This window comes from Streptomyces sp. 840.1, assembly GCF_003751445.1.
GTDB lineage: Bacteria > Actinomycetota > Actinomycetes > Streptomycetales > Streptomycetaceae > Streptomyces.
The window spans coordinates 3,370,340-3,391,726 of record NZ_RJUU01000001.1 but is presented as its reverse complement, the minus strand read 5'-3'; the positions used below and the strand labels follow the sequence as shown (position 1 = coordinate 3,391,726).

The window sequence follows — 21,387 nt, the reverse complement described above, 5'->3', positions numbered from 1 at the left end:
AGAGGACGAGGCGGCCGCCGGGCGCACCCGGCAATCGCCTCGTCCTCAGCACCTACACCGCTACACGTGCGTACGCAGCAGCGTCCGCATCGTCCGCATGGCCACCGACAGGTTCGCCAGGTCGAACGCGTCCGACCCCTGGATCTCCTCCAGCGTGGAGCGCGACCGCGTCAGGATCGCCGCGTTCTTCTCCTCCCACGCCTCGAACCGCTCCTGCGGTGTCGCGGTGGCGCCGCCCACACTCAGCACGTCACCCGTGAGCGCCGCGTGCGCGGCGTACAGGTCCTCGCGGATGGAGGCACGGGCCATCGACTGCCAGCGGTCGGCCCTCGGCAGCTCGATGATCCGGTCCATCAGCTGGGTGATGGACAGCCGGTCGGCGAGGTCGTAGTAGACCTCGGCGACGGCCAGCGGCTCCGTGCCGGTACGGTCCGCGATCGCCACGATGTCGAGCGCCGGGAAGGCGGACGAGAATCCGGCGACGCGCTGTGCCAGCTCGTCGGGGACGCCCGCCTCGGTGAGCTCGTCCAGGATCGACTGGTACCACTCCTGGTCGGCGCCCATCAGCATCTTGGGCAGCTCGGCCCAGACCTGCTCGACCCCGGCCCGGAAGAAGTCGATCGTCCCGGCGATCTCCAGCGGCTGCGGCCGGTTGCCGAGCAGCCAGCGCGAACCGCGCTCCACGAGCCGCCGCGAGTGCAGCCGGATCCGGGTCTGCACATCGGCGGACACCCGGTTGTCGAGCGCCTCCACGGCATCCCACACCTTGGCCAGCCCGAAGATCTCGCGGGCCGCGACCTGCGCCCGCACGATCTCCTCGATCGAGGCGCCGGTCTCCTCCCGGAGCCGGTGCAGGAACGTCGATCCGCCGCTGTTGACCGTGTCGTTGACCAGCACCGTGGTGATGATCTCGCGCCGCAGCGCGTGCCCGTCGACCGCCTCGGGGAACCGCTCGCGCAGCTGCCTCGGGAAGTAGGCGTGCAGCAGCTTCTGCAGGTACTCGTCGTCCGGCAGGCTGGTGCCGATCAGCTCCTGCGCCGCGGTGATCTTCGTGTAGGCGAGCAGCACGGCCAGCTCGGGCTGGCTGAGCCCCTTGCCGGCGCTGAGCAGCTCGCGGATCTGCCGGTCGGTGGGCAGGAACTCGAGCGCCCGGTCGAGATGGCCGTCGCGGCCCAGCCGGCGCATGAAGCGCTGGTGGGCGTGGAGCAGCGAGGGCGCCTGGGCCACGGCGTTGGCGAGAGCGGTGTTCTGCGCGTAGTTGTTGCGCAGCACCAGATGGCCGATCTCCTCGGTCATCTCGGCCAGCAGCTTGTTGCGCTGCTTGACGGTCATGTCGCCGTCCCGCACCAGCCCGTTGAGCAGGATCTTGATGTTCACCTCGTGGTCGGAGGTGTCGACACCGGCGCTGTTGTCGATCGCGTCGGTGTTGATCCGGCCGCCGGTACGGGCGAACTCGATCCGGCCGAGCTGGGTGGCGCCGAGGTTGCCGCCCTCACCGACGACCCTGGCCCGCAGGTCCTCGCCGTTGACGCGGATCGCGTCGTTGGCCTTGTCGCCGACGTCCGCGTTCGACTCGGCGGAGGACTTGATGTACGTACCGATGCCGCCGTTCCACAGCAGGTCGACGCGGGCCTGGAGGATCGTCCGCATCAGGTCGGCGGGCGTCATCTTGGTGACCCCCGACTCGATGCCGAGCGCCTCGCGGATGTGCGCGTTGACGGGGATCGACTTGGCGCTGCGCGGGTGGATGCCACCGCCCGCGGAGATCAGCTCCTTCTTGTAGTCGGCCCAGGAGCTGCGCGGCAGGTCGAAGAGGCGGCGCCGCTCGGCGTACGAGACGGCGGCGTCCGGCTTCGGGTCGATGAAGATGTGCCGGTGGTCGAAGGCGGCGACGAGCCGGATGTGCTCGGAGAGCAGCATGCCGTTGCCGAACACGTCACCCGACATGTCACCGACGCCGACGACGGTGAAGTCCTCGGTCTGGGTGTCGTGGCCGAGCTCCCGGAAGTGCCGCTTGACGGACTCCCAGGCGCCGCGGGCGGTGATGCCCATGTCCTTGTGGTCGTAGCCGGCCGAGCCGCCGGAGGCGAACGCGTCACCCAGCCAGAAGCCGTACGCGACGGCGACCTCGTTGGCGATGTCGGAGAACTTCGCGGTGCCCTTGTCGGCCGCGACGACGAGGTAGGTGTCGTCCTCGTCGTGCCGGACGACGCCCTTGGGGTGCACGACCTCGCCGGCCACCATGTTGTCGGTGATGTCGAGCAGCGCCGAGATGAAGGTCCGGTAGGAGGCGATGCCCTCGGCCAGCCAGGCGTCACGGTCGGCGGCCGGGTCGGGAAGCTGCTTGGCGACGAAGCCGCCCTTGGCGCCGACCGGGACGATGACGGTGTTCTTCACCATCTGCGCCTTGACCAGGCCGAGGATCTCCGTACGGAAGTCCTCGCGCCGGTCGGACCAGCGCAGACCGCCGCGGGCGACCTTGCCGAAGCGCAGGTGGACGCCCTCGACCCGGGGCGAGTAGACCCAGATCTCGAACGCCGGGCGCGGGGCCGGGAGGTCCGGGATGGACTGCGGGTCGAATTTCATCGACACGTAGCTGTGCGGCTTGCCGCTGTCCGCGCGCTGGAAGAAGTTGGTGCGCAGGGTGGCCTTGATGACGGTGAGGAAGGACCGCAGGATGCGGTCCTCGTCGAGCGAGGCGACCTGGTCCAGGGCCCCGTCGAGCTCTTCGAGGAGCCCGTCGGTCAGCTCCGTGCCCGCGCTCTGGCGCTCCGGGGACATCCGGGCCTCGAAGAGCGAGACCAGCAGCCGGGTGGTGTGGACGTTGTTCTGGAGAGTGCTCTCCATGTAGTCCTGGCTGAAGGTCGATCCGGCCTGGCGCAGGTACTTCGCGTAGGCGCGCAGCACCATCGCCTGGCGCCAGTTCAGACCGGCGCTGAGCACCAGGGCGTTGAAGCCGTCGTTCTCGGCCTCACCGGTCCAGACGGCGGCGAAGGTCTCCTGGAACCGCTCGCGGGCGTCGTCGGCCAGGTAGCCGCCGTTGCCCGTGCCCTGCGGCATCCGCAGCCCGAAGTCGTAGATCCAGGCGTGCGTACGGTCCGCGCAGCGCAGCTCGTACGGGCGCTCGTCGACGACCTCGACGCCGAGGCGCTGGAGCGCCGGCAGGACGGCGGACAGGGAGACCTGCTCACCGGTCCGGTAGATCTTGAAGCGGCGCTCGCCGGGGACGGAGCCGACCGGCTCGTACAGGCTGAGGGCGAAGTCCCGCTCGTTCTCCTTGAGGGCTTCGAGGTGGACCAGGTCGGCCACGGCGGCACGCGCCGAGTGGTCGGCCTTGTAACCCTCGGGGAACGAGTGCCCGTACTGGCGCAGCAGTTCGGCCGCGCGCTCCTCGCCGCACTCGGCGTTCAGCGCCTCCTGGAATCCGTCGGCCCAGGAGCGGGCGGCCTCGACGAGCCGGGCCTCGATGCGGTCGGCCTCGGCGTCGGTGAGGGCGGTCAGCTCGCTGCCGGGGGCGACGCGGACAACGAAGTGCAGCCTGGAGAGGATCGATTCGGTGTTCCAGGCGGTGAAGTCGACGCTGGTGCCGTTCAGCTCCTCCTTGAGGATGTCGATCAGCCGCAGGCGTACGCCGGTGGTGTACCGGTCGCGCGGCAGGTAGACGATCGCGGAGTAGTAGCGCCCGTACTCGTCCTGGCGCAGGTAGAGCCGGAGCCGGCGCCGCTCCTGGAGGTAGAGCACCGAGGTGACGATGGAGCGCAGCTGGTCGGGCGGCGTCTGGAACAGCTCGTCGCGCGGGTACGTCTCCAGGATCTGCAGCAGGTCCCGGCCATCGTGGCTGTTGTACGTGAAGCCCGCGCCCTCCAGCACCTCGGCCACCTTGCGGCGGACGACGGGCACCCGGCGCACGGACTCGGTGTAGGCGGCGGACGAGAACAGTCCCAGGAAGCGGCGCTCACCGATGACGTTGCCCTCGGCGTCGAACTTCTTCACGCCGACGTAGTCGAGGTAGCTGGGGCGGTGCACGGTCGCCCGGCTGTTGGCCTTGGTCAGGATGAGGAGCTTGTGCTCCCGGGCCTTGGCGCGGGCGTCGGCGGGCAGCCGGTCGAAGGACGGGCTGACCGGGTGCGCCTCGTCCTCGGTGTGGTGCGGGTCGGAGCGCAGGATGCCGAGGCCGGTGCCGGGTACGGCGGCCAGCGCGTCGGAGTCCTTCAGCTCGTACTCGCGGTAGCCGAGGAAGGTGAAGTGGTCGGCCGCGAGCCAGCGCAGCAGCTCCCTGGCCTCGTTCACCTCGTCGTCGGCGAGGTCGTCGAGCGGTTCGCCGGGCAGGTCGTCGGCGATGCGCAGCGCGGCGTCGCGCATCTTCTCCCAGTCCTCGACGGTCTCCCGTACGTCGGACAGCACGCGCAGCAGGTCGGCCTGCATCTGCTTGAGATCGGCGCGGTCGGACTCGCGGTCGATCTCGACGTGGATCCAGGACTCGACGAGCGCGTCGTGCGGGAGCTCGGCCTTGGCGTCCTTGGCCCCCTTGGCGTTCTTGCGCCCGTTCTGCGGACCGGTCGAGATGCCGGCGCCGTCGGTGAGGACCTCGATCAGCTTGCCGGCCACATCGCGCCGGACGATGACCTGCGGGTGGATCACGACGTGGATGCCGCGCCCCTGGCGGGACAGCTCATTGGTGACGGAGTCGACCAGGAAGGGCATGTCGTCCGTGACGACCTCGACGACCGTGTGCGTGCACGTCCAGCCGTTCTCCTCGACGGTCGGGGTGTGCACCCGGACGTTCGCCGTGCCCTGCGGGCGGTTCTCCGCGAGGCGGTAGTGCGAGGAGGCGGCGCCGAAGACGTCAACCGGGTCCCGGCCGCCGATGTCCTCCGGAGCGGTGTGGAGGTAGTAGCGCTGGAGGTAGGCGAGCAGTACGTCCTGGCCCGGACGCTCCTGCCCGGCCCCGTCGCCGTTGTCGGCCCCGGTGGCCGCAACGCGCACCCGGGGGGCACCGCCCGGCCCGCCGACACCACCGCCCGGACTGTTGTCAGCTACCTTGGCGGCCCGTGCGAGCAGCTCGGCCTTGGCTTCGTCCAGCTTGGTCTGCATGTCCTCTGGCTCCTGTCGCGCGCCGTTGCGTGACGTAGGTGTAAAAGACGACGTACCGCCACGACACGGGGTTTCCGGTCCGAGACCGACCGTCACATGGGAGGGCGGCGTCGCGGGGCTCGGCACGCGCATCTGCGGCGTTGTCGTCAATCACCATGGCTCCGCCATGCCTCAATCCTCCGCCGTGCAGCTGCACGCACCCAGCCCCGCTTCTTCTCCCACCCCCCATGTGACGGTCGGTCTGCGTCGACGCTATGCCGCAATGAGAGATGCCCGGGACCTTATTAGCCATTTTTGGCAGTCGGACCGGGCTGGGGGGATCAGTCGGAGCCCGGGTGCTGTGGCACTCCGGGCGCAGGCCGGGGGCTTCGCTGCCCCCGAGGGCTATCGCGCTGATCACGGGGTCCAGGCTATCTCCCCCGCCCCGGTAACCGTCACGAGCCGTATGTGTACAAAAGAAAGCCCCGGACTTTGACACTCTGGACAGCGCGCGGAGCCGTGCTGCCGCACTCTGGTATCCGGCCCGGTAGCCGGAACCGGCACCCGGAACCGCTGATCCACAACTGGCCGACGAACCGTGGGAGCCCCGCCATGGCACCGAAGATCCTCATCGTCACCGGCGACGCCGCCGAGTCCCTGGAAGTCCTCTACCCGTACCAGCGGCTCCTGGAGGAGGGGTACGAGGTCCACATCGCCGCCCCCGCCCGCAAGACGCTCCGCTTCGTGGTCCACGACTTCGAGCCCGGTTTCGACACGTACACGGAGAAGCCCGGCTACACCTGGCCCGCCGACCTGGCGTTCGACGAGGTCGACCCGGACGACTACGCGGCCCTGGTCGTCCCGGGCGGGCGCGCCCCCGAGTACCTCCGCAACGACGCCCGGCTGCGCGAGATCCTCAAGGCGTTCTTCGACACGGAGCGCCCGGTGGCCCAGATCTGCCACGGCCCGCTGATGACCGCCGCGGCGGGCGCGCTGAAGGGCCGCCGGGTCACGGCCTACCCCGCGCTGGAACCGGACATGGAGTCGGCCGGAGCCGACTTCCAGGACAACGAGGTCGTGGTGGACGGCTCCCTGGTCTCGTCCCGCGCCTGGCCGGACCACTCGGCCTGGATGCGGGAGTTCCTGACCGTGCTCCGCGCGAAGGCCCCGGTCACCTGACGACCGGGCCCGGCCGCCGGCGCTCCCGCCGCTACGCGGCGAGCTGCAGGGCCAGGTCCGCCGCTTCGGCCAGGGTGTCCACGACGGGCACCCCGGCCGCCTCCAGGCTGGCCCGGCTGTGCGAACCACCGGTGTAGAGCACCGCCCTCGCGCCGACGTGGGCGGCCGCCACCGCGTCGTCCACGGCGTCACCGATGATCACCGCGTGCTCTGCGGATATCCCGTCCAGTGCCGCGAAATGCCGCTCCATGTGCTGAGCCTTGCTGCCGCCGGAGCGCCCGGTGCGGCCGTCGACGCGTACGAAATGCCGCTCTATGCCGTATCCGCGCACCACGGGGACCAGCTCGTCGTGCCCGTACATGCTCAGCAGGGACTGGCTCCGGCCGGCCTGCTGCCACTGCGCGAGCAGTTCCGCGGCGCCCGCGGTCAGCCCGCAGCTCCCGCGCTGCTCGGTGTAGTGGCGGTGGAAGACCAGGTCCATCTGGTCCCACTCGGCCTCGGTGGGCAGCCGGCCCATCAGCCGTTCGTAGAACCGGGGTATCGGTATGCAGTACATCTCCCGGTACTGCCCCAGGCTGATCGGCGCCACGCCGACCTCCCCGAACGCGGCGTTCGTCGCGCCGACGACCGCGGTGTTGTCGTCGAGCAGCGTGCCGTTCCAGTCCCAGACCAGATGTGTGCGGTACTTCCCCTGCGTCCCCATGCCAAGAAAAATACCCGCAGCCACTGACAGACGACGAGGCGACGGCCCTCAGCCGATCAGGTTCGGGATCTCCTGGATGCCGAACCACAGCAGCTCGTGGTCCTCGGCGCCGTCCACGGTGAACTGCGCGTCGTCGTCGCCGAGGTCCGCCGCCCCCAGCGCGGCCGCGGCCGCCGTGACGTCCTTGTCCGCCTCGTCCGCGTCGACGTGCACCGCGGCCGCCTTCGCCAGCGCCACCGCGGAGGCGATCGTGACCTCACCGAGCGAGGAGGCGTCCAGGATGTGGTCCGGGTCGGCGACCGCGTCCCCGTCCGGCACATCGACCGCGACGACGACGCGACGGCGGGCGGCGCCGGGATCCCCGGCGATCAGCCGCAGCGACGCGGAGGCGGCCCGGTTGAGCGCCGCGTACTCCAGCTCCTCGATGTCGTCGGAGACGTACCACTCGCGCAGTCCGGGGGTCACCGCGTAGGCGGTGAGCGGGCCGGGGCCCAGTTCGCCCGCCCGGTGCGCCGCTGCGAGCCCGGAGAGGGTCAGGGGGACGTACACGCGCATGGCTTGGCCGCTTTCGTAGTCGGAGACGCCCTCAGGATACGTGCGGCGTCCCCCTTTGGGGTTACGTGTCCCGCCCCCGCCCCGTCCACCCGGCAACCGCCCCTCACCCTGCCCACCCCGCCCCCGCACCCCTCTCCGGACCCGGTCCACCACCCGGATAGGTGAATTCCGGGCCCGCTCCCCCGGCCCCAGGGGCGCTTGCGGCCGGTCCGCCACCCCCGTAGAAGATCCACAGCAGAAGTTACCGCCCGGTATTTGCCGGGCCTCTGAGCACGGGGGCGATGAGCAGTGACCATGAACAGGACCCGGCCCGCCGGACGGCACGACGCACGCAGGCCCGAGACCGTCCCCTCGCAACGCCTCCGGACACCCCGGCGCGTCCGCCCCCACCAGTGGTTCGCGGAACGCCTCCTGGCCGTACTCAGCGGCCAGCGCCCCGTCCACTGGATGCTCGGCCACACCATCGGCGAGGCCTACGACCAGCTCGCCGAACTGGCCCCCGCCACCCCGCTCCGGAGCCGCGGCGCCCGCCCGGTGATCCGCATGTGCCGCGGCGCCCAGCCGGCCCCCGGCGTGGTCGAGGCCTGCGCGAGCATCGCGGCGGGCGAACAGGTCCGGGCCATGGCCTTCCGCCTGGAACAGGGCCCCGACCTCCGCTGGCGCTGCGCGGCGGTGGAACTGGGCAGCACCCCGGCCCGCCACCCCTGACCGAAGCAGTGCCGGGCTCGCCCCAACCCAGGGGCCAAGCCCGCCACCCCTGACCGAAGCAGTGCCGGGCTCGCCCCAACCCAGGGGCCGAGCCCAGCACCACTCCCCACGACGCACGCAGACCGGCAGACCGGCAGACCGATGCCAACCTCCAGCGGACCGACAACCGACCCAAGCCCCCCGTCGGCCCCCACAAGCCCGACCGCAGCCCAAACCACCCAATCCCTCACCCCACCCACCCACAGGCCCCCACAACCGCACACAGCCCCTTCCAGTGCCTACGCCCACCCTGCGCGGACCCTCCGAACCCGCCATCCCTGCCCGGGAGCTCTCCCCAGCCCTACCGGCCACACCTCTCCGGCCCAGCCCTCCTGGGCCGCCCCTCTCTGGCCCAGCCCTACCGGCCACCCGTACCGGCCCGCTCTTCTCCCTTTCCGGCCCAGCCCCTCCTCGGCCCTCCCGGCTACCCGTACCGGCCACACCTCTCCGGCCCAGCCCTCCCGGCCCGCCCTTCTCCGGCCCACCCCCTCCCCGGTCCTCCCGGCCACCCCGCTCCGGTCCACCCCTGCCGGCCCGCCGTCCGTCCCCCTCCGACCACTTCCCAACCCACCACGCGCCCCCTCCGCCCTGCCCCCTTCCAGCCCGCCCCCCGCGTACTCCCAGCCCCTCCGGCGATTGAGGAGCGGGGTCCGGGGCGGAGCCCCGGTTACGGGAAGGGGCGGGTAGGGGACAACGCCCGCCGCAGGCGCACCCCACCCGCGCCCCACTACCCGCAGCACACCCCAGCCCCCACCGCACCCCCACCCCACCCCACCCCAAACAACGGCCGGGGCCGGACACCCAAACGGTGCCCGGCCCCGGCCGTGATCCAGCGATCAGCGCGCGCTACTTCTTGCGGCGCCGCCCACCGCCCCCACTCTTCTGCGCCTTGCGCCGCTCAGCCCGGGTGAGCCCGTCGGACTCCGCACCCGCTCCGACCGCGTCACCGTCGACGTTGGAGAAGTCGCCCTCGACGACACCGCCCTCCCCGTCCACCGTGGGAGCGGAGAAGTGCAGCCGGTCCGGACGCTGCGGAGCGTCGAGCCCCTTCGCCCGGATCTCCGGACGCGCGGCCGGAACGGCGTCCTCCTTGGTGAGCGAGGTCTCCGAGTCCTGCACCGGCACCTCCTCGACCTGCTGCTCGACCTGGACCTCCAGGTTGAAGAGGTAGCCGACGGACTCCTCCTTGATGCCCTCCATCATGGCGTTGAACATGTCGAAGCCCTCGCGCTGGTACTCGACCAGCGGGTCCTTCTGCGCCATGGCCCGCAGGCCGATGCCCTCCTGGAGATAGTCCATCTCGTAGAGGTGCTCACGCCACTTGCGGTCCAGCACGGACAGCACCACGCGCCGCTCCAGCTCACGCATGATGTCGGAGCCGAGCGTCTTCTCACGCTCGTCGTACTGCTCGTGGATGTCGTCCTTGACGGAATCCGCGATGAACTCCGCGGTGACCCCGGCGAGATCCCCGGCGGCCTCCTCCAGCTCGACGACCGTGACCTTCACCGGGTAGAGCTGCTTGAACGCGCCCCACAGCCGGTCCAGGTCCCACTCCTCGGCGAACCCTTCCGCCGTCTCCTGGCGGATGTAGTCGTCGATCGTGTCGTCCATGAAGTGACGGATCTGGTCCTGGAGGTCCTCGCCCTCGAGCACCCGGCGCCGCTCGCCGTAGATGACCTCACGCTGCCGGTTGAGCACCTCGTCGTACTTCAGGACGTTCTTACGCGTCTCGAAGTTCTGCTGCTCGACCTGCGACTGGGCCGACGCGATCGCCCGCGTCACCATCTTGTTCTCGATCGGGACGTCGTCCGGCACGTTGGCCATCGACATCACGCGCTCGACCATCTGCGCCTTGAACAGGCGCATCAGGTCGTCGCCCAGCGACAGGTAGAAGCGGGACTCGCCCGGGTCGCCCTGACGGCCGGAACGACCGCGCAGCTGATTGTCGATACGGCGCGACTCGTGCCGCTCGGTGCCCAGGACGTAGAGCCCGCCGAGGTCCTTGACCTCGTCGTGCTCGGCCTTCACCGCCTGCTCGGCCTTCTCCAGCGCCGCGGGCAGCGCGGCCGCCCACTCCTCGACGTGCTCGACCGGGTCGAGTCCGCGCTGACGCAGATCGGCCTCGGCCAGGTCGTCGGGGTTGCCGCCCAGCTTGATGTCGGTACCGCGGCCCGCCATGTTCGTCGCGACCGTGACGGCGCCCTTGCGGCCGGCCTGCGCGATGATCGGCGCCTCCCGGTCGTGCTGCTTGGCGTTGAGGACCTCGTGTTGCACGCCACGCTTGGAGAGCTGCTGCGAGAGGTACTCGGACTTCTCGACCGAGGTGGTGCCGACCAGGATCGGCTGGCCCTTCTCGTGCTTCTCCGCGATGTCGTCGACGACGGCGGCGAACTTCGCGACCTCGGTGCGGTAGATCAGGTCCGACTGGTCGGCCCGGACCATCGGCCGGTTGGTCGGGATCGGCACCACGCCGAGCTTGTAGATCTGGTGGAACTCGGCGGCCTCGGTCATCGCCGTACCGGTCATGCCGGAGAGCTTGCCGTAGAGGCGGAAGAAGTTCTGCAGGGTGATCGTGGCGAGCGTCTGGTTCTCGTCCTTGATGTCCACCCCTTCCTTCGCCTCGATCGCCTGGTGCATGCCCTCGTTGTAGCGGCGGCCGGCGAGGATACGGCCGGTGTGCTCGTCGACGATCATGACTTCGCCGTCGATGACGACGTAGTCCTTGTCCTTCTTGAAGAGTTCCTTGGCCTTGATGGCGTTGTTGAGGTACCCGACGAGGGGAGTGTTCACCGACTCGTAGAGGTTCTCGATGCCGAGCCAGTCCTCCACCTTCGCGACACCGGGCTCGTGGATCGCGACGGTCCGCTTCTTCTCGTCGACCTCGTAGTCGCCGGTCTCCTCGATGCCCTTGAGCGGGTTGCCCGCCTCGCCCTTGGTCAGCCGGGTGACCAGCTTGGCGAAGTCGCCGTACCACTTGGTGGCCTGGTCGGCGGGACCGGAGATAATCAGCGGGGTACGGGCCTCGTCGACCAGGATCGAGTCGACCTCGTCGACGATCGCGAAGTTGTGGCCACGCTGGACGAGCTCGTCCTGCGACCACGCCATGTTGTCGCGGAGGTAGTCGAAACCGAACTCGTTGTTCGTGCCGTACGTGATGTCGCAGCCGTACTGCTCACGGCGCTGGGCCGGCGTCATGTTGGCGATGATGCAGCCGACGTCCAGTCCGAGGAACTTGTGGACCCGGCCCATCATCTCCGAGTCACGCTCGGCCAGATAATCGTTGACCGTGATCAGGTGCACGCCCTTGCCGGAGAGCGCGTTGAGATACGCGGGCAGCGTGCCGACCAGGGTCTTGCCCTCACCGGTCTTCATCTCGGCCACATAGCCGAGGTGCAGGGCTGCGCCGCCCATCATCTGAACGTCGTAGTGGCGCTGTCCGAGGACTCGCTTGGCGGCCTCACGGACGGTCGCGAATGCTTCGGGAAGCAGGTCGTCCAGGCTCTCGCCGTCCGCGTACCGTTCCTTGTACTCGTCGGTGAGCGCCCGCAGCTCGGCGTCGGAGAGGTTGACGAAGTCCTCTTCGATGGAGCTGACCTGGTCCGCGATGCGGTGCAGTTTGCGCAGGATCTTGCCTTCGCCTGCACGCATGAGCTTGTTGAAGACGGACACTGAGGCTGGTCTCCTTGCCGGTCGGGCCTGGCACTGGGTCGTGTTATGGACTCTGGCGCGGGCACGGCAGGTGGGCCCCACCGCAACGGCCATCGTAAGCGAGGACCCCGCCGCGCCGGGAGGGCTGCCACTGCCTTGAGCTCGCAGTGCCCTGCCGGATCAACGGACGAAGGGCGCCGAAGGTGCCGGGAAGCCCGAAAAGTGCTCGCCCCGTTCCCCGCCCGGTCAGCACAATCCGTACATGGAACCGATCACCCTCGCCACCGACCGCCTGCTGCTGCGCCCCTTCGCCCCGGACGACGCGGACGAGGTGTACGCCGCCTGTCAGGACCCCGGCATCCAGCGCTGGACGGTCGTCCCCTCGCCCTACAGCCGCACCGACGCGGAGCTCTTCACCAGGCAGTTCTCGCCCGACGGCTGGCAGGACGACTCCATGTACAACTTCGCCGTCGTACTGCGTGACGGCGGGGCCCTGACCGGTGCACTGGGCATCAACCGCCGCAACCAGCCGGGCACCTACGAGGTGGGTTTCTGGACCGCCGGCGAGCACCGCGGCCGCGGCTACATGACGGAAGCGGTCTGCCGCGCCGCGCACTGGACCTTCACTTCTCTGGGCGGGGACCGGCTGGAGTGGCGGGCCGAGACCGGCAACATCCCCTCCCGGGCGGTGGCCCTTCGGGCCGGCTTCCGTATGGAGGGCGACCAGCGCTCCGGACTGCTCAACAAGGGAGTGCGCCGCGATACGTGGACCGGTGCGCTGCTCCCGTCCGACCTCGGCCTGCCGGGGACCTGCGCCTACCTCCCGGCGAGCGGCCCCGTCCGCCCCTGAATATCGCGAAGGCCCGGCCGGACTGTCAGTGCCGCCCTCTAGGGTTCGAGGCATGACGCCTGTGCAGCCTCCCGCAGTCGAACTCTCCGCCGACCAGGCCCGCAGGATCGCCCTGCGCGCTCAGGGCTTCCTCGGTGCCCCGGACCGCCGGGCCGGGGTGCCGGGCGTACTGCGGCATCTCGGCGCCGTCCAGCTCGACACGATCTCGGTGCTCGCCCGGTCGCACGAGCTGATCCCGTACGCGCGCCTCGGCGCGGTAGGCCGCCGCCCGGTCGAGGACGCCTACTGGTCGGGGGGCCGCGCCTTCGAGTACTGGTCGCACGCGGCGTGCGTCCTGCCGGTCGAGGAGTGGCCGCACTTCGCCTTCCGCCGCCGCGCCTACCGCTCCCGCCCGCAGTGGCACCACGACCTGCCGGACGGCGTGTACGACAAGGTCATCAAGCAGCTGAGCGCCGAGGGCCCGCTGACGGCGACGGAGCTGGGCGGCGCGAAGAACGGCGGGGAGTGGTGGGACTGGTCGGCGTCGAAGGTCGCCGTCGAGCGGGCCCTGATGTACGGCGAGGTCGTGTGCACCGAGCGGCGCGGCTGGAAGAGGGTCTACGACCTGGCGGAGCGCGCCCTGCCCGCCTCGGTGCTCCACGACGATCTGGACGACGCGGAGTGCGTGCGCCGGCTGGTGGCACTCGCCGGGCAGTCGCTGGGCGTGGGCACGCGCGCGGACATCGCCGATTACCACCGGCTCAGGGCCGAGCAGTTCGACGCGGTGGTCGCGGACTCCGGCCTGGTGCCGGTGACGGTGCGCGGCTGGACGAAGCCGGCCTGGGCCGACCCGGCGGCGCTGGCCTCGGAGCCGCGCGGCCGGCACCGTACGACGCTGCTGTCGCCGTTCGACTCGCTGGTCTGGGAGCGGGCCCGGACCGAGCGGATCTTCGGCTTCACCCACCGGCTGGAGGCCTACGTTCCCAAGCCCAAGCGGGTCCACGGCTACTTCGCGATGCCCCTGCTGGCGGGCGGCAGGCTTCAGGGCCGGGTCGACCCGGCCCGCGAGGGGACGACGCTGGTCGCCCGGCAGGCCTCCCTGGCGGGCCCGAAGGCCGTGCCGCCGATGGCGGAGGCGCTGGTCGAGGCGGCGTCCTGGGTCGGCTGCACGGATGTCCGGCTGGAGCGGGTCGACGCACCGGAGCTGCGCGGACCGCTCACCCGGGAAATCGCCCGCCTCCTGGCATGACCCCAGGCATTCCCAGGGCTTTACCCGGCCCGGTCACCTGATCTCAAGGATTTTCTCCCGCATGGCATAGACCACGGCTTCCATCCTGGAGTGCAGCTGGAGCTTCTCCAGAATGTTGCGGACGTGGTTCTTCACGGTGTTCTCGGAAATGAACAGCTCCTTCGCGATATCGCGATTGTTCATGCCCGTGGCAACCAGTTTGAGGACTTCGAGCTCACGCTCCGTGAGCCGGGGCGCCGGCACCAGCCGGCGTTCGTCGGTCCGCTGGATCATCGACTTGAACTCGGTGAGCAGTTTCGACGCCATGGACGGGCTGATCTGGGACTGCCCGTCCGCGACCGCGCGGATCGCGGTGGCGACCTCGTCCGTGGAGATCTCCTTGAGGAGGTAGCCGGTGGCGCCCGCCTTGATGGCATCGTAGAGGTCGGCCTCCTCGTCGCTGATCGTCAGCATGATGATCTTCGCGCTGGGGGCCACCTCCTTGATGGCGGTACAGGCCTCGATGCCGCCGCGTTTGGGCATCCGTACATCCATCAGCACGATGTCGGGCAGCAGATCGGCGGCCTTGTCCACCGCTTCCGACCCGTCCCCGGCCTCACCGACGACCTGGATGTCCTCCTCCTGCGCGAGGACGATCTCCAGCCCCCTGCGGAAGAGGGCGTGGTCGTCGACCACGAGGACCCGGATCGGCTCCTTGCGGGAACCACTGTCATCGTCCGTTCCGGTGCGGGCACCGGAAGCAGCGCCGGCATCATTCGCATCGCGCACGGGCCCGAAGGTGTCCGCCATCGTTCCTCCCCCTGAAGGCCACGGCCTGAAGTTCACAAACTGTCCGCCAACGGCAGTTCACAGAGCACCGATTGGCTTGGGCTGCCATGATTTCATGCCTGGACGTCAGAGCGGTGATCCAGTGGTCGCACGCGGGTGCCCCTGGGGGCGCACAAGGCGCTCCAGGGGCACCACGGAGCGGTGGTGTCAGCCGCCGAGCGCCCCGCCCGCGCCGCCCGCCTCGTCGGCGGCCAGCGGGTCGGTCCTCAGGTGGATGACGCCGTAGTCGTACGCGTGCCGCCGGTAGACGACACTCGGCTCCTTCGTGTCGGAGTCGACGAACAGATAGAAGTCGTGTCCGACCAGTTCCATCTCGTAGAGCGCCTGGTCGAGCGACATGGGTGCCGCGACGTGCGTCTTCTCGCGCATCACCAGCGGTCCTTCGCCCTGCACCTCGAGCGAGCCGATCCTGGTGGTGGGCACGGGCTTCGTCACTTCGTCGGCGATCAGCTCGCCGTCGCCGTTGAACGAAGCCGCTTCCGGCACTACTTCGGCGACCTCAGCGGCCGGGGTACGGCCCGAACCGCGACGGCTGTAGCGCTTGTCGTGCTGCTTGCGCAGCCTGGCCTCCAGCTTGCCGGTGGCCAGATCCAGCGCTGCGTACGGGTCGCCTGCGGCCGCTTCCGCCCTGATGACCGGTCCACGCGAGCGGAGCGTGATCTCCACCCGGTCGGAACGGTCGGCCTGACGGGGATTCGGCTCCTTGGACACCTCCACGTCGAGGCTGATCACCTTGCCGTCGAACTTCTGGATCTTGTCCAGCTTCAGCTTCTCGGCCACGTGCTTGCGGAACCGCTCGGGCACCTCGGTCTTGCGGCCCTTGACGACGATGTCCACGCAGAACTCCGTTCCCGGATCGCTCCGCTCAGCGGCGGAGCATCTCCCTTTTGCACCAGGCCCCGGTGGTAACCGGAGCCGCGGACTCGGTGGGTTCCACCTCCTCCTCCCCCGGCGGCGAGGTCTGCACCCCACCGAATTTCCGGATTCTGAACTGCTGGTGGGTCACCTGCCCGAAACCTGGTGGTGCATTCGCCGAGGTCTGGCATTCACCATTCCTCACAACCGAACATAGCCTGCTCGGCCACCTGTCGGCACCCGCTACTCGCACGTACCTCCGTTCAGGTCCTTTTACCCACTCACTACCTGCAACGATGCAAGTTCACTTCCAGTTCCGGTTTATTTCGAAGGCGGACGGAGATACTGCGACAACGGCCGCGCGGCACGCTCCCGGACCGGTGCGCGCCTGCCCGCCTGCGCGGCCGATCGCCCGTGCCGCCTCGGCCAGCGAGGCCCCCGTCGTGAGCAGGTCGTCGACCAGCACCACCCGCCCGTCGGACAGCAGCCGCGCACCCCCGGCCACCACCTGCAGCGCCCCCGCGAGATTGGCCAGGCGGTCCCCGGCCCCGAGCCCCGACTGGTCGGCCACCGGACGCCGCTGCCGCAGCACCGCGGCCACTCTGGCCGGGGTGCCCGCACGCCGCAGTTCCGCCGCGGCCGCCAGGGCGATCCGGCGGGTCGGATCGTGTCCTCGGGCCGCCACGGCCCGGCGCGAGGAGGGCACGGGCACGAGCAGCAGCGGTCCGCCACCGGACGGTGGCCCCGCCCCGGCCCGCACGGCGCCCGCCAGCGCCTTGCCGAGTGCCCCGGCCAGGCCCAGCGCACCTCGCTCCTTGTGGGCCAGCAGCAGCGCCCGTACCGCGTTCTCGTAGCCGGCGGCTGCGTGCACCGCGGGCAGACCGGCCGGCTCCGGGTCAGGTCTCACCCGGCGGGGCGGCCCGCCGTGGAGCTGTGCGGCACACTCCTCGCACAGCTCGGTCCGCGGTCTGCCGCAGCCCCCACAGGCCACTGGCAGGACCAGTCCGGTGATCTCCCGCCACCACCCGCGCATGACTCCACTGTGCCCCCGACGGAGCCGCCCGACCACCCCTGTGGAAAACCTGTCCGGGGCCCGCGCCGGCGGCGGACGCGCTCGGCCGGACGGGCCCGGACGCGTTCCGGGCGTCAGCCCGGGTAGACCAGCGCCGAGCCCTCCTTGAGGACCGTCTGCCAGTTGTCCCCGGGCAGCAGTTTCACTATCCCGTCGCCCTGCGTGTCCGCCATCAGCGGCAACTGCTCGTCGTCCGCCGCGGCGATCGCCCGCACCTGGTTCACCCCGGGCAGCACGCCCGAGGAGGGGGTCGAGCCGTCCGCCTGCACATAGCGGACCTGCTGCACGCCGCCCTGCTCCTTGCCGACCACCACGAGACGGCTGCCGCCCGACCACGACATCGCGGTCACGTCCGCGAGCTGCGGCGCGGCCTGGCGCAGGTCCACCACGGAGATCTGCTGCTTGTCCTGCGGGCCATGGCGCTCGATCCGGCCGATCTTCAGCGTCGTGTGGCCGTCGCTCGTCAGCAGCAGCGCGATACGCACTCCGTCCGAGGACAGCCGCAGCCCCTTGATCCGGCTGCCGTTCAGACTGGGCACCGTGACCTCCTGCGGCTTGCCCGCACCACCGGCCAGCCGCAGCAGCCTGGGGTTGTCCGGGTCCCGGTCGGCGACCCAGAGGTCGCCCCTGCCGTCCCAGCTGGGCGCCGTCAGACGGTCCGCCGCACCACTGGCCGTACTCGTCACCGCCGGGGCAGGCAGCTGGCCGTCCTCGGTGATGGAGGCCACGTAGAGCGCGTCACGGTTCTGCGAGAGCGCCGCGGCCAACTGCTCGTCGCGGGCCACGCCCACCTCGCTCACCCGCGCCGCACCGGAACCGAACGGGCCTGGCACCGCCTCCGGTTCTCCGCTGCCCTTGGTGCTCCCCGGAATGCGCTGCACATGCCCCTTGGCGTCGACGAAGTACTGGCTGTCGGGCCCGCCGGACGAGCCGTCGGGGGCGTACTCCTCCGCCTGGTCCGAGCCGAGCACGCACAACGGCGAACCGTCCGAGCGCTGCAGCTCCACCTGCTCGACCCGCGCCGAGGTCAGGTCCCGGAGAGTGAAGAGCACCTGGGAGGCCATCATCCGGCAGGAGCGCTGGCCGGTCCCGTCCGCCTTCTTGTTGAGCGGGACCTTCAGTACGTTGCGGTCGTCGGGCGTCAGCGAGATGACGTCCTTGCGCAGCGCCGTCCCGGCGGGGAAGCGTGATGCGACCACCGGCCGCAGCCAGTCGGTCGGGCCCCCCAGGAGGCTGCGGACCGCCTGCGTCACGGTGTCCATGCCGGTGGTGGGGTCCGTCCGGTTACGGATGTAGACGGGGTCGGCGACGAGTGTGGACTTCGCCTCGGACAGCCCGGTGGCGAAGTAGAACTTGTTGACGGAACGGTAGAGCCGCTTGAAGTCCGACTGCCCGAGCACCAGGCCGTCCGGCACGGTGTCGATGCGCCACTCCTTGCCGTCCGGGCCGTTGCGCCGCACCAGATGGAGGGTGCTGGCGTAGTCCACCGGAGCCAGCGGCTGGTACGCCTTCTGCTCGTCGACCGTCGCCACCTTCTCGCCGGACAGCGTGTAGCTGACCTCGGTGGTGCTGCGGTCGCTCTCGTGGACCGGGCGGTCGCTCCGGTTCGGCGCCTTGGCCAGCACGGTGGTGAGCGCACTCGGCTTCCAGGACTTCGACGCCTCCGGGGTGAGGTATTTGCGCGTCGTCCGGAAATCGGAGTCATCACTGGTCATCGACTCCAGGAAACCGTCGACCACCTCGTTCGGAGTGGCACCGTCACGCGGCGCGACCGCGTACACCTGCACCTGGGAGTCGCCGGGCTGCGAGGCGTCCACGGCCTTGACGTCCCCGGTGACGGGCATCGAACCGCACGCGGTGAGCAGCAGTGCGCCGCAGCCCAGCAGCACGGTCAGCCCCGCCGCACGTCCGGGGCCGCCCTGATGACGGTCAGTGCCCACGAGTCGTGTCCTCCCGCCCGGGATCCTGTCCCGGGGAGTCGTTGGAGCCGGGGCGCTCCCCGGCGGGTCGCGGCACCACCCGCGCGCCGTTGCCCGGCAGTGCCGCCGGGTGCACCGAGACCGGTGCGGTCCGGGCGTTCGCGGGTGCGTGGGCAGGCAGCGATGAGCGGTCGGCGCCGGCCGGCTGGGAGGGCACGGCCATCAGCCGGTGCTCGCTGCCCGTGGCCTGCGCGGGGGCCGCGGCCGCTCGCTCCCGGCTCTCCCGGTTGCGCCGCGAGTCCTCGGGCTCCAGCGGTATCGGTGAACCTCTCAGCGGCTCGTCCGCGGTACGCGGCAGTGTCAGCCGGAACTGTGAGCCGCCGCCGGGTTCGCCCCAGGCCTGGAGCCAGCCGCCGTGCAGCCGGGCGTCCTCGACGGCGATCGACAGCCCGAGGCCGGTGCCGCCGGTCGTGCGTGCACGGGCCGGGTCGGCCCGCCAGAAACGGTTGAACACCCGGGTCGCCTCGCCGGGCTTCAGGCCCACCCCGTAGTCCCGGACGGCTACCGCGACCGCGCCGCCGGCCACCCCCATCCGCACCACGACATCGCGGCCCTCACCGTGCTCGACGGCGTTGACGACCAGGTTGCGCAGGACCCGCTCGACGCGTCGTGCGTCGGCCTCCGCTATCACCGGCTGCTCGTCACCGGCCACCCTGATCCGGGTGCCCTTGCGCTCGGCCAGCGGCTCGGCGCCACCGATCACCCGCCGCACGACCTGTCGCAGGTCTATCGGCTCGGCCTCCAGTGCCGCGGCTCCCGCGTCGAACCGGCTGATCTCCAGCAGATCGGAGAGCAGCGACTCGAACCGGTCGAGCTGATCACCGAGCAGCTCCGCGGAGCGCGCCGTGACGGGGTCGAAGTCGACGCGTGCCTCATGGATGACATCGGCGGCCATCCGTACCGTCGTCAGGGGTGTGCGCAGCTCGTGCGAGACGTCCGAGACGAACCGCCGCTGCATCCGGGAGAGCTCCTCCAGCTGCTGGATCTTCAGCTGAAGGCTCTGGGCCATCTTGTTGAAGGCCTCGCCGAGGCGGGCGATGTCGTCCTCGCCGGTGACCTTCATCCGTTCCTGGAGCCGGCCTGCGGAGAGCCGTTCGGCGATTCCGGCCGCCATGCGGACGGGCGTGACGACCTGGCGCACCACGAACCAGGCGATGGCCCCGAGCAGCACGACCACGAACAGACCAGCGGTGGCCAGGGTGCCCTTGACCAGGGTCAGCGACTTCTCCTCCTGCGTCAGCGGGAAGAGGTAGTACAGCTGGTAGGGGTTGCGGTCGATGTCGTACAGCCGCTTGCCCACGACGAGACCGGGCTGCGACTCCTGTCCGTTCGCGTAACGGATCAGGGAGTACGTCTGGAACGCTCCGGGGCCCTTGTTCACGGACTCGCGGAGGCTCTGCGGGATGCTCGCCGCCTCGACGCTGCCCGAGCCTCTGGGCGCACGGGAGCCCTCGTCGGCGCTGAGCGCCACGACATTGAAGGCGTTCTTCCCGCCACTGGCGAGCTGGTCGACCAGCTCGGTCCGCCAGGAGTTGTTGGCCGTCGTGCCGTCCGCGGCATCGCCGCCCTGCCCGGGAGCAGGGGTGACCGGCGCGTTGGCCTTCTCCTGGGCGGCCGCGAACCCGCCCGCCGCCTGTGTCTGCGCGGCCTTGCCCTTCGCGTCCAGCAGGCCGTTGCGCACCTGCCCGATCACGACCAGGCCCAGCAGCAGCACCACACCGAGCGACATCAGCAGCGTGCCCGCGACGACCCGCAGCTGGAGGTTGCGCCGCCACAGCCGCACCGCCGGCAGCAGCGGACGCCGCACCCAGCGCATCAGCAGTCGCGGCACCGGCCCGCCGGGCGCCCGGTTCTGGAACAACCGGCCGCCCTGCAGGAAGAGCCCGACGTGGGACGGCGTGTGCCCTGGGCCGGCAGCCCGCTCCGCACGGACTCCCGGCTCCCCGGGCTTCGGAGCAGCGCTACCCAGGGACATGTCAGCTCGGTCCGGCCTTGTAGCCGACGCCGCGGACCGTCACCACGATCTCCGGCCGCTCCGGGTCCTTCTCGACCTTGGAGCGCAGACGCTGGACATGGACGTTCACCAGCCGGGTGTCAGCGGCATGGCGGTATCCCCACACCTGCTCAAGCAGTACCTCACGGGTGAAGACCTGCCACGGCTTACGAGCGAGCGCGACCAGCAGGTCGAACTCCAGCGGGGTCAGGGCGATGGACTGCCCGTCCCGCTTCACCGAGTGCCCGGCCACGTCTATGACCAGATCACCAATGGTGAGCTGCTCCGGTGCCGGCTCCTCGGACCTCCGCAAACGTGCCCTGATCCGGGCAACCAACTCCTTAGGTTTGAACGGTTTGACGATGTAGTCGTCGGCCCCGGACTCCAGGCCCACCACCACGTCAACCGTGTCGCTCTTGGCAGTGAGCATGACGATCGGCACACCCGACTCGGCCCTGATCAGCCTGCAGACCTCGATGCCGTCCCTACCGGGCAGCATGAGATCGAGCAGAACCAGGTCCGGCTTCGCCTCACGAAATGCAGCAAGTGCCTTGTCGCCGTCCGCTACGAACGACGGCTCGAACCCCTCACCACGCAGCACAATGCCGAGCATCTCGGCCAGTGCGGTGTCGTCGTCGACGACAAGGACGCGTCCCTTCATAATCGACATCATCCCA

The 21,387-nt window shown here is 70.3% G+C and carries 14 protein-coding genes; 4 read left to right on the top strand and 10 right to left on the bottom strand.

From position 1 onward, the window contains the following. Window positions 1-60: 60 nt before the first annotated feature. Window positions 61-5,094 carry an NAD-glutamate dehydrogenase gene (locus EDD93_RS15490; protein ID WP_123525698.1) on the bottom strand — a complete coding sequence of 1,678 codons (5,034 nt, stop codon included), beginning with the start codon at window positions 5,092-5,094 and terminating at the stop codon, window positions 61-63. 591 nt (window positions 5,095-5,685) lie between these two features. Between EDD93_RS15490 and EDD93_RS15485 the strand changes: the two genes are divergently transcribed. Next, a complete protein-coding gene (locus tag EDD93_RS15485; RefSeq protein WP_123525697.1) occupies window positions 5,686-6,252 on the top strand; it encodes a DJ-1/PfpI family protein in 567 nt (188 codons plus the stop codon). 31 nt (window positions 6,253-6,283) lie between these two features. Here the strand turns inward: EDD93_RS15485 and EDD93_RS15480 are convergent, their stop codons facing one another. After that, window positions 6,284-6,955: an HAD family hydrolase gene (locus EDD93_RS15480; protein WP_123525696.1), complete on the bottom strand. Its 672-nt coding sequence runs from the start codon at window positions 6,953-6,955 to the stop codon at window positions 6,284-6,286. Window positions 6,956-7,003: 48 nt separating this feature from the next. Further along, window positions 7,004-7,510: a DUF6912 family protein gene (locus EDD93_RS15475; protein WP_123525695.1), complete on the bottom strand. Its 507-nt coding sequence runs from the start codon at window positions 7,508-7,510 to the stop codon at window positions 7,004-7,006. Between the two features lie 288 nt (window positions 7,511-7,798). On the opposite strand from EDD93_RS15475, the gene EDD93_RS15470 reads away from it, so the two are divergent. Next, entirely contained in the window at window positions 7,799-8,218 is a 420-nt protein-coding gene (locus EDD93_RS15470; RefSeq protein ID WP_123525694.1) for an Rv3235 family protein, read from the top strand. 885 nt (window positions 8,219-9,103) lie between these two features. On the opposite strand, the gene secA is transcribed toward EDD93_RS15470, so the two are convergent. Continuing rightward, window positions 9,104-11,926, bottom strand: a complete 2,823-nt coding sequence (gene secA, locus EDD93_RS15465; protein WP_123525693.1) for a preprotein translocase subunit SecA — start codon at window positions 11,924-11,926, stop codon at window positions 9,104-9,106. A 241-nt stretch (window positions 11,927-12,167) separates the two neighbouring features. On the opposite strand from secA, the gene EDD93_RS15460 reads away from it, so the two are divergent. Next, complete coding sequence (locus tag EDD93_RS15460) at window positions 12,168-12,755, top strand: GNAT family N-acetyltransferase (protein ID WP_123525692.1); 588 nt, start codon at window positions 12,168-12,170, stop codon at window positions 12,753-12,755. Between the two features lie 52 nt (window positions 12,756-12,807). Next, on the top strand, window positions 12,808-13,983 hold the full coding sequence (locus tag EDD93_RS15455; protein WP_123525691.1) for a winged helix-turn-helix domain-containing protein: 1,176 nt from the start codon (window positions 12,808-12,810) through the stop codon (window positions 13,981-13,983). A 33-nt stretch (window positions 13,984-14,016) separates the two neighbouring features. On the opposite strand, the gene EDD93_RS15450 is transcribed toward EDD93_RS15455, so the two are convergent. From EDD93_RS15450 to mtrA, 6 genes are all read right to left on the bottom strand, one after another. Then, the gene (locus EDD93_RS15450) at window positions 14,017-14,772 is read right to left on the bottom strand and encodes a response regulator transcription factor (RefSeq protein WP_123525690.1); all 756 of its coding nucleotides are present in this window, start codon (window positions 14,770-14,772) and stop codon (window positions 14,017-14,019) included. A gap of 186 nt (window positions 14,773-14,958) precedes the next feature. Further along, a complete protein-coding gene (gene hpf / locus EDD93_RS15445) occupies window positions 14,959-15,648 on the bottom strand; it encodes a ribosome hibernation-promoting factor, HPF/YfiA family (RefSeq protein ID WP_123525689.1) in 690 nt (229 codons plus the stop codon). Window positions 15,649-15,970: 322 nt separating this feature from the next. Next, entirely contained in the window at window positions 15,971-16,699 is a 729-nt protein-coding gene (locus EDD93_RS15440) for a ComF family protein (RefSeq protein WP_123525688.1), read from the bottom strand. A gap of 113 nt (window positions 16,700-16,812) precedes the next feature. Beyond that, window positions 16,813-18,582, bottom strand: coding sequence for an LpqB family beta-propeller domain-containing protein (locus tag EDD93_RS15435; protein WP_260255921.1), 1,770 nt, complete (start codon window positions 18,580-18,582; stop codon window positions 16,813-16,815). Window positions 18,583-18,667: 85 nt separating this feature from the next. Continuing rightward, complete coding sequence (mtrB, locus tag EDD93_RS15430; protein WP_185092329.1) at window positions 18,668-20,692, bottom strand: MtrAB system histidine kinase MtrB; 2,025 nt, start codon at window positions 20,690-20,692, stop codon at window positions 18,668-18,670. Window position 20,693: 1 nt separating this feature from the next. After that, window positions 20,694-21,383: a two-component system response regulator MtrA gene (mtrA, locus tag EDD93_RS15425; RefSeq protein ID WP_187740742.1), complete on the bottom strand. Its 690-nt coding sequence runs from the start codon at window positions 21,381-21,383 to the stop codon at window positions 20,694-20,696. Window positions 21,384-21,387: the final 4 nt, after the last annotated feature.

Bases quoted from the DNA above. Each gene is read 5' to 3' on its own strand.
- EDD93_RS15435 (WP_260255921.1), bottom strand. From the start codon at position 18,582: ATGCCCGTCACCGGGGACGTCAAGGCCGTGGACGCCTCGCAGCCCGGC.
- mtrA (WP_187740742.1), bottom strand. From the start codon at position 21,383: ATGATGTCGATTATGAAGGGACGCGTCCTTGTCGTCGACGACGACACC.
- EDD93_RS15440 (WP_123525688.1), bottom strand. From the start codon at position 16,699: ATGCGCGGGTGGTGGCGGGAGATCACCGGACTGGTCCTGCCAGTGGCC.
- EDD93_RS15450 (WP_123525690.1), bottom strand. From the start codon at position 14,772: ATGGCGGACACCTTCGGGCCCGTGCGCGATGCGAATGATGCCGGCGCT.
- EDD93_RS15455 (WP_123525691.1), top strand. From the start codon at position 12,808: ATGACGCCTGTGCAGCCTCCCGCAGTCGAACTCTCCGCCGACCAGGCC.
- mtrB (WP_185092329.1), bottom strand. From the start codon at position 20,692: ATGTCCCTGGGTAGCGCTGCTCCGAAGCCCGGGGAGCCGGGAGTCCGT.
- EDD93_RS15475 (WP_123525695.1), bottom strand. From the start codon at position 7,510: ATGCGCGTGTACGTCCCCCTGACCCTCTCCGGGCTCGCAGCGGCGCAC.
- EDD93_RS15460 (WP_123525692.1), top strand. From the start codon at position 12,168: ATGGAACCGATCACCCTCGCCACCGACCGCCTGCTGCTGCGCCCCTTC.
- EDD93_RS15480 (WP_123525696.1), bottom strand. From the start codon at position 6,955: ATGGGGACGCAGGGGAAGTACCGCACACATCTGGTCTGGGACTGGAAC.
- EDD93_RS15485 (WP_123525697.1), top strand. From the start codon at position 5,686: ATGGCACCGAAGATCCTCATCGTCACCGGCGACGCCGCCGAGTCCCTG.
- EDD93_RS15490 (WP_123525698.1), bottom strand. From the start codon at position 5,094: ATGCAGACCAAGCTGGACGAAGCCAAGGCCGAGCTGCTCGCACGGGCC.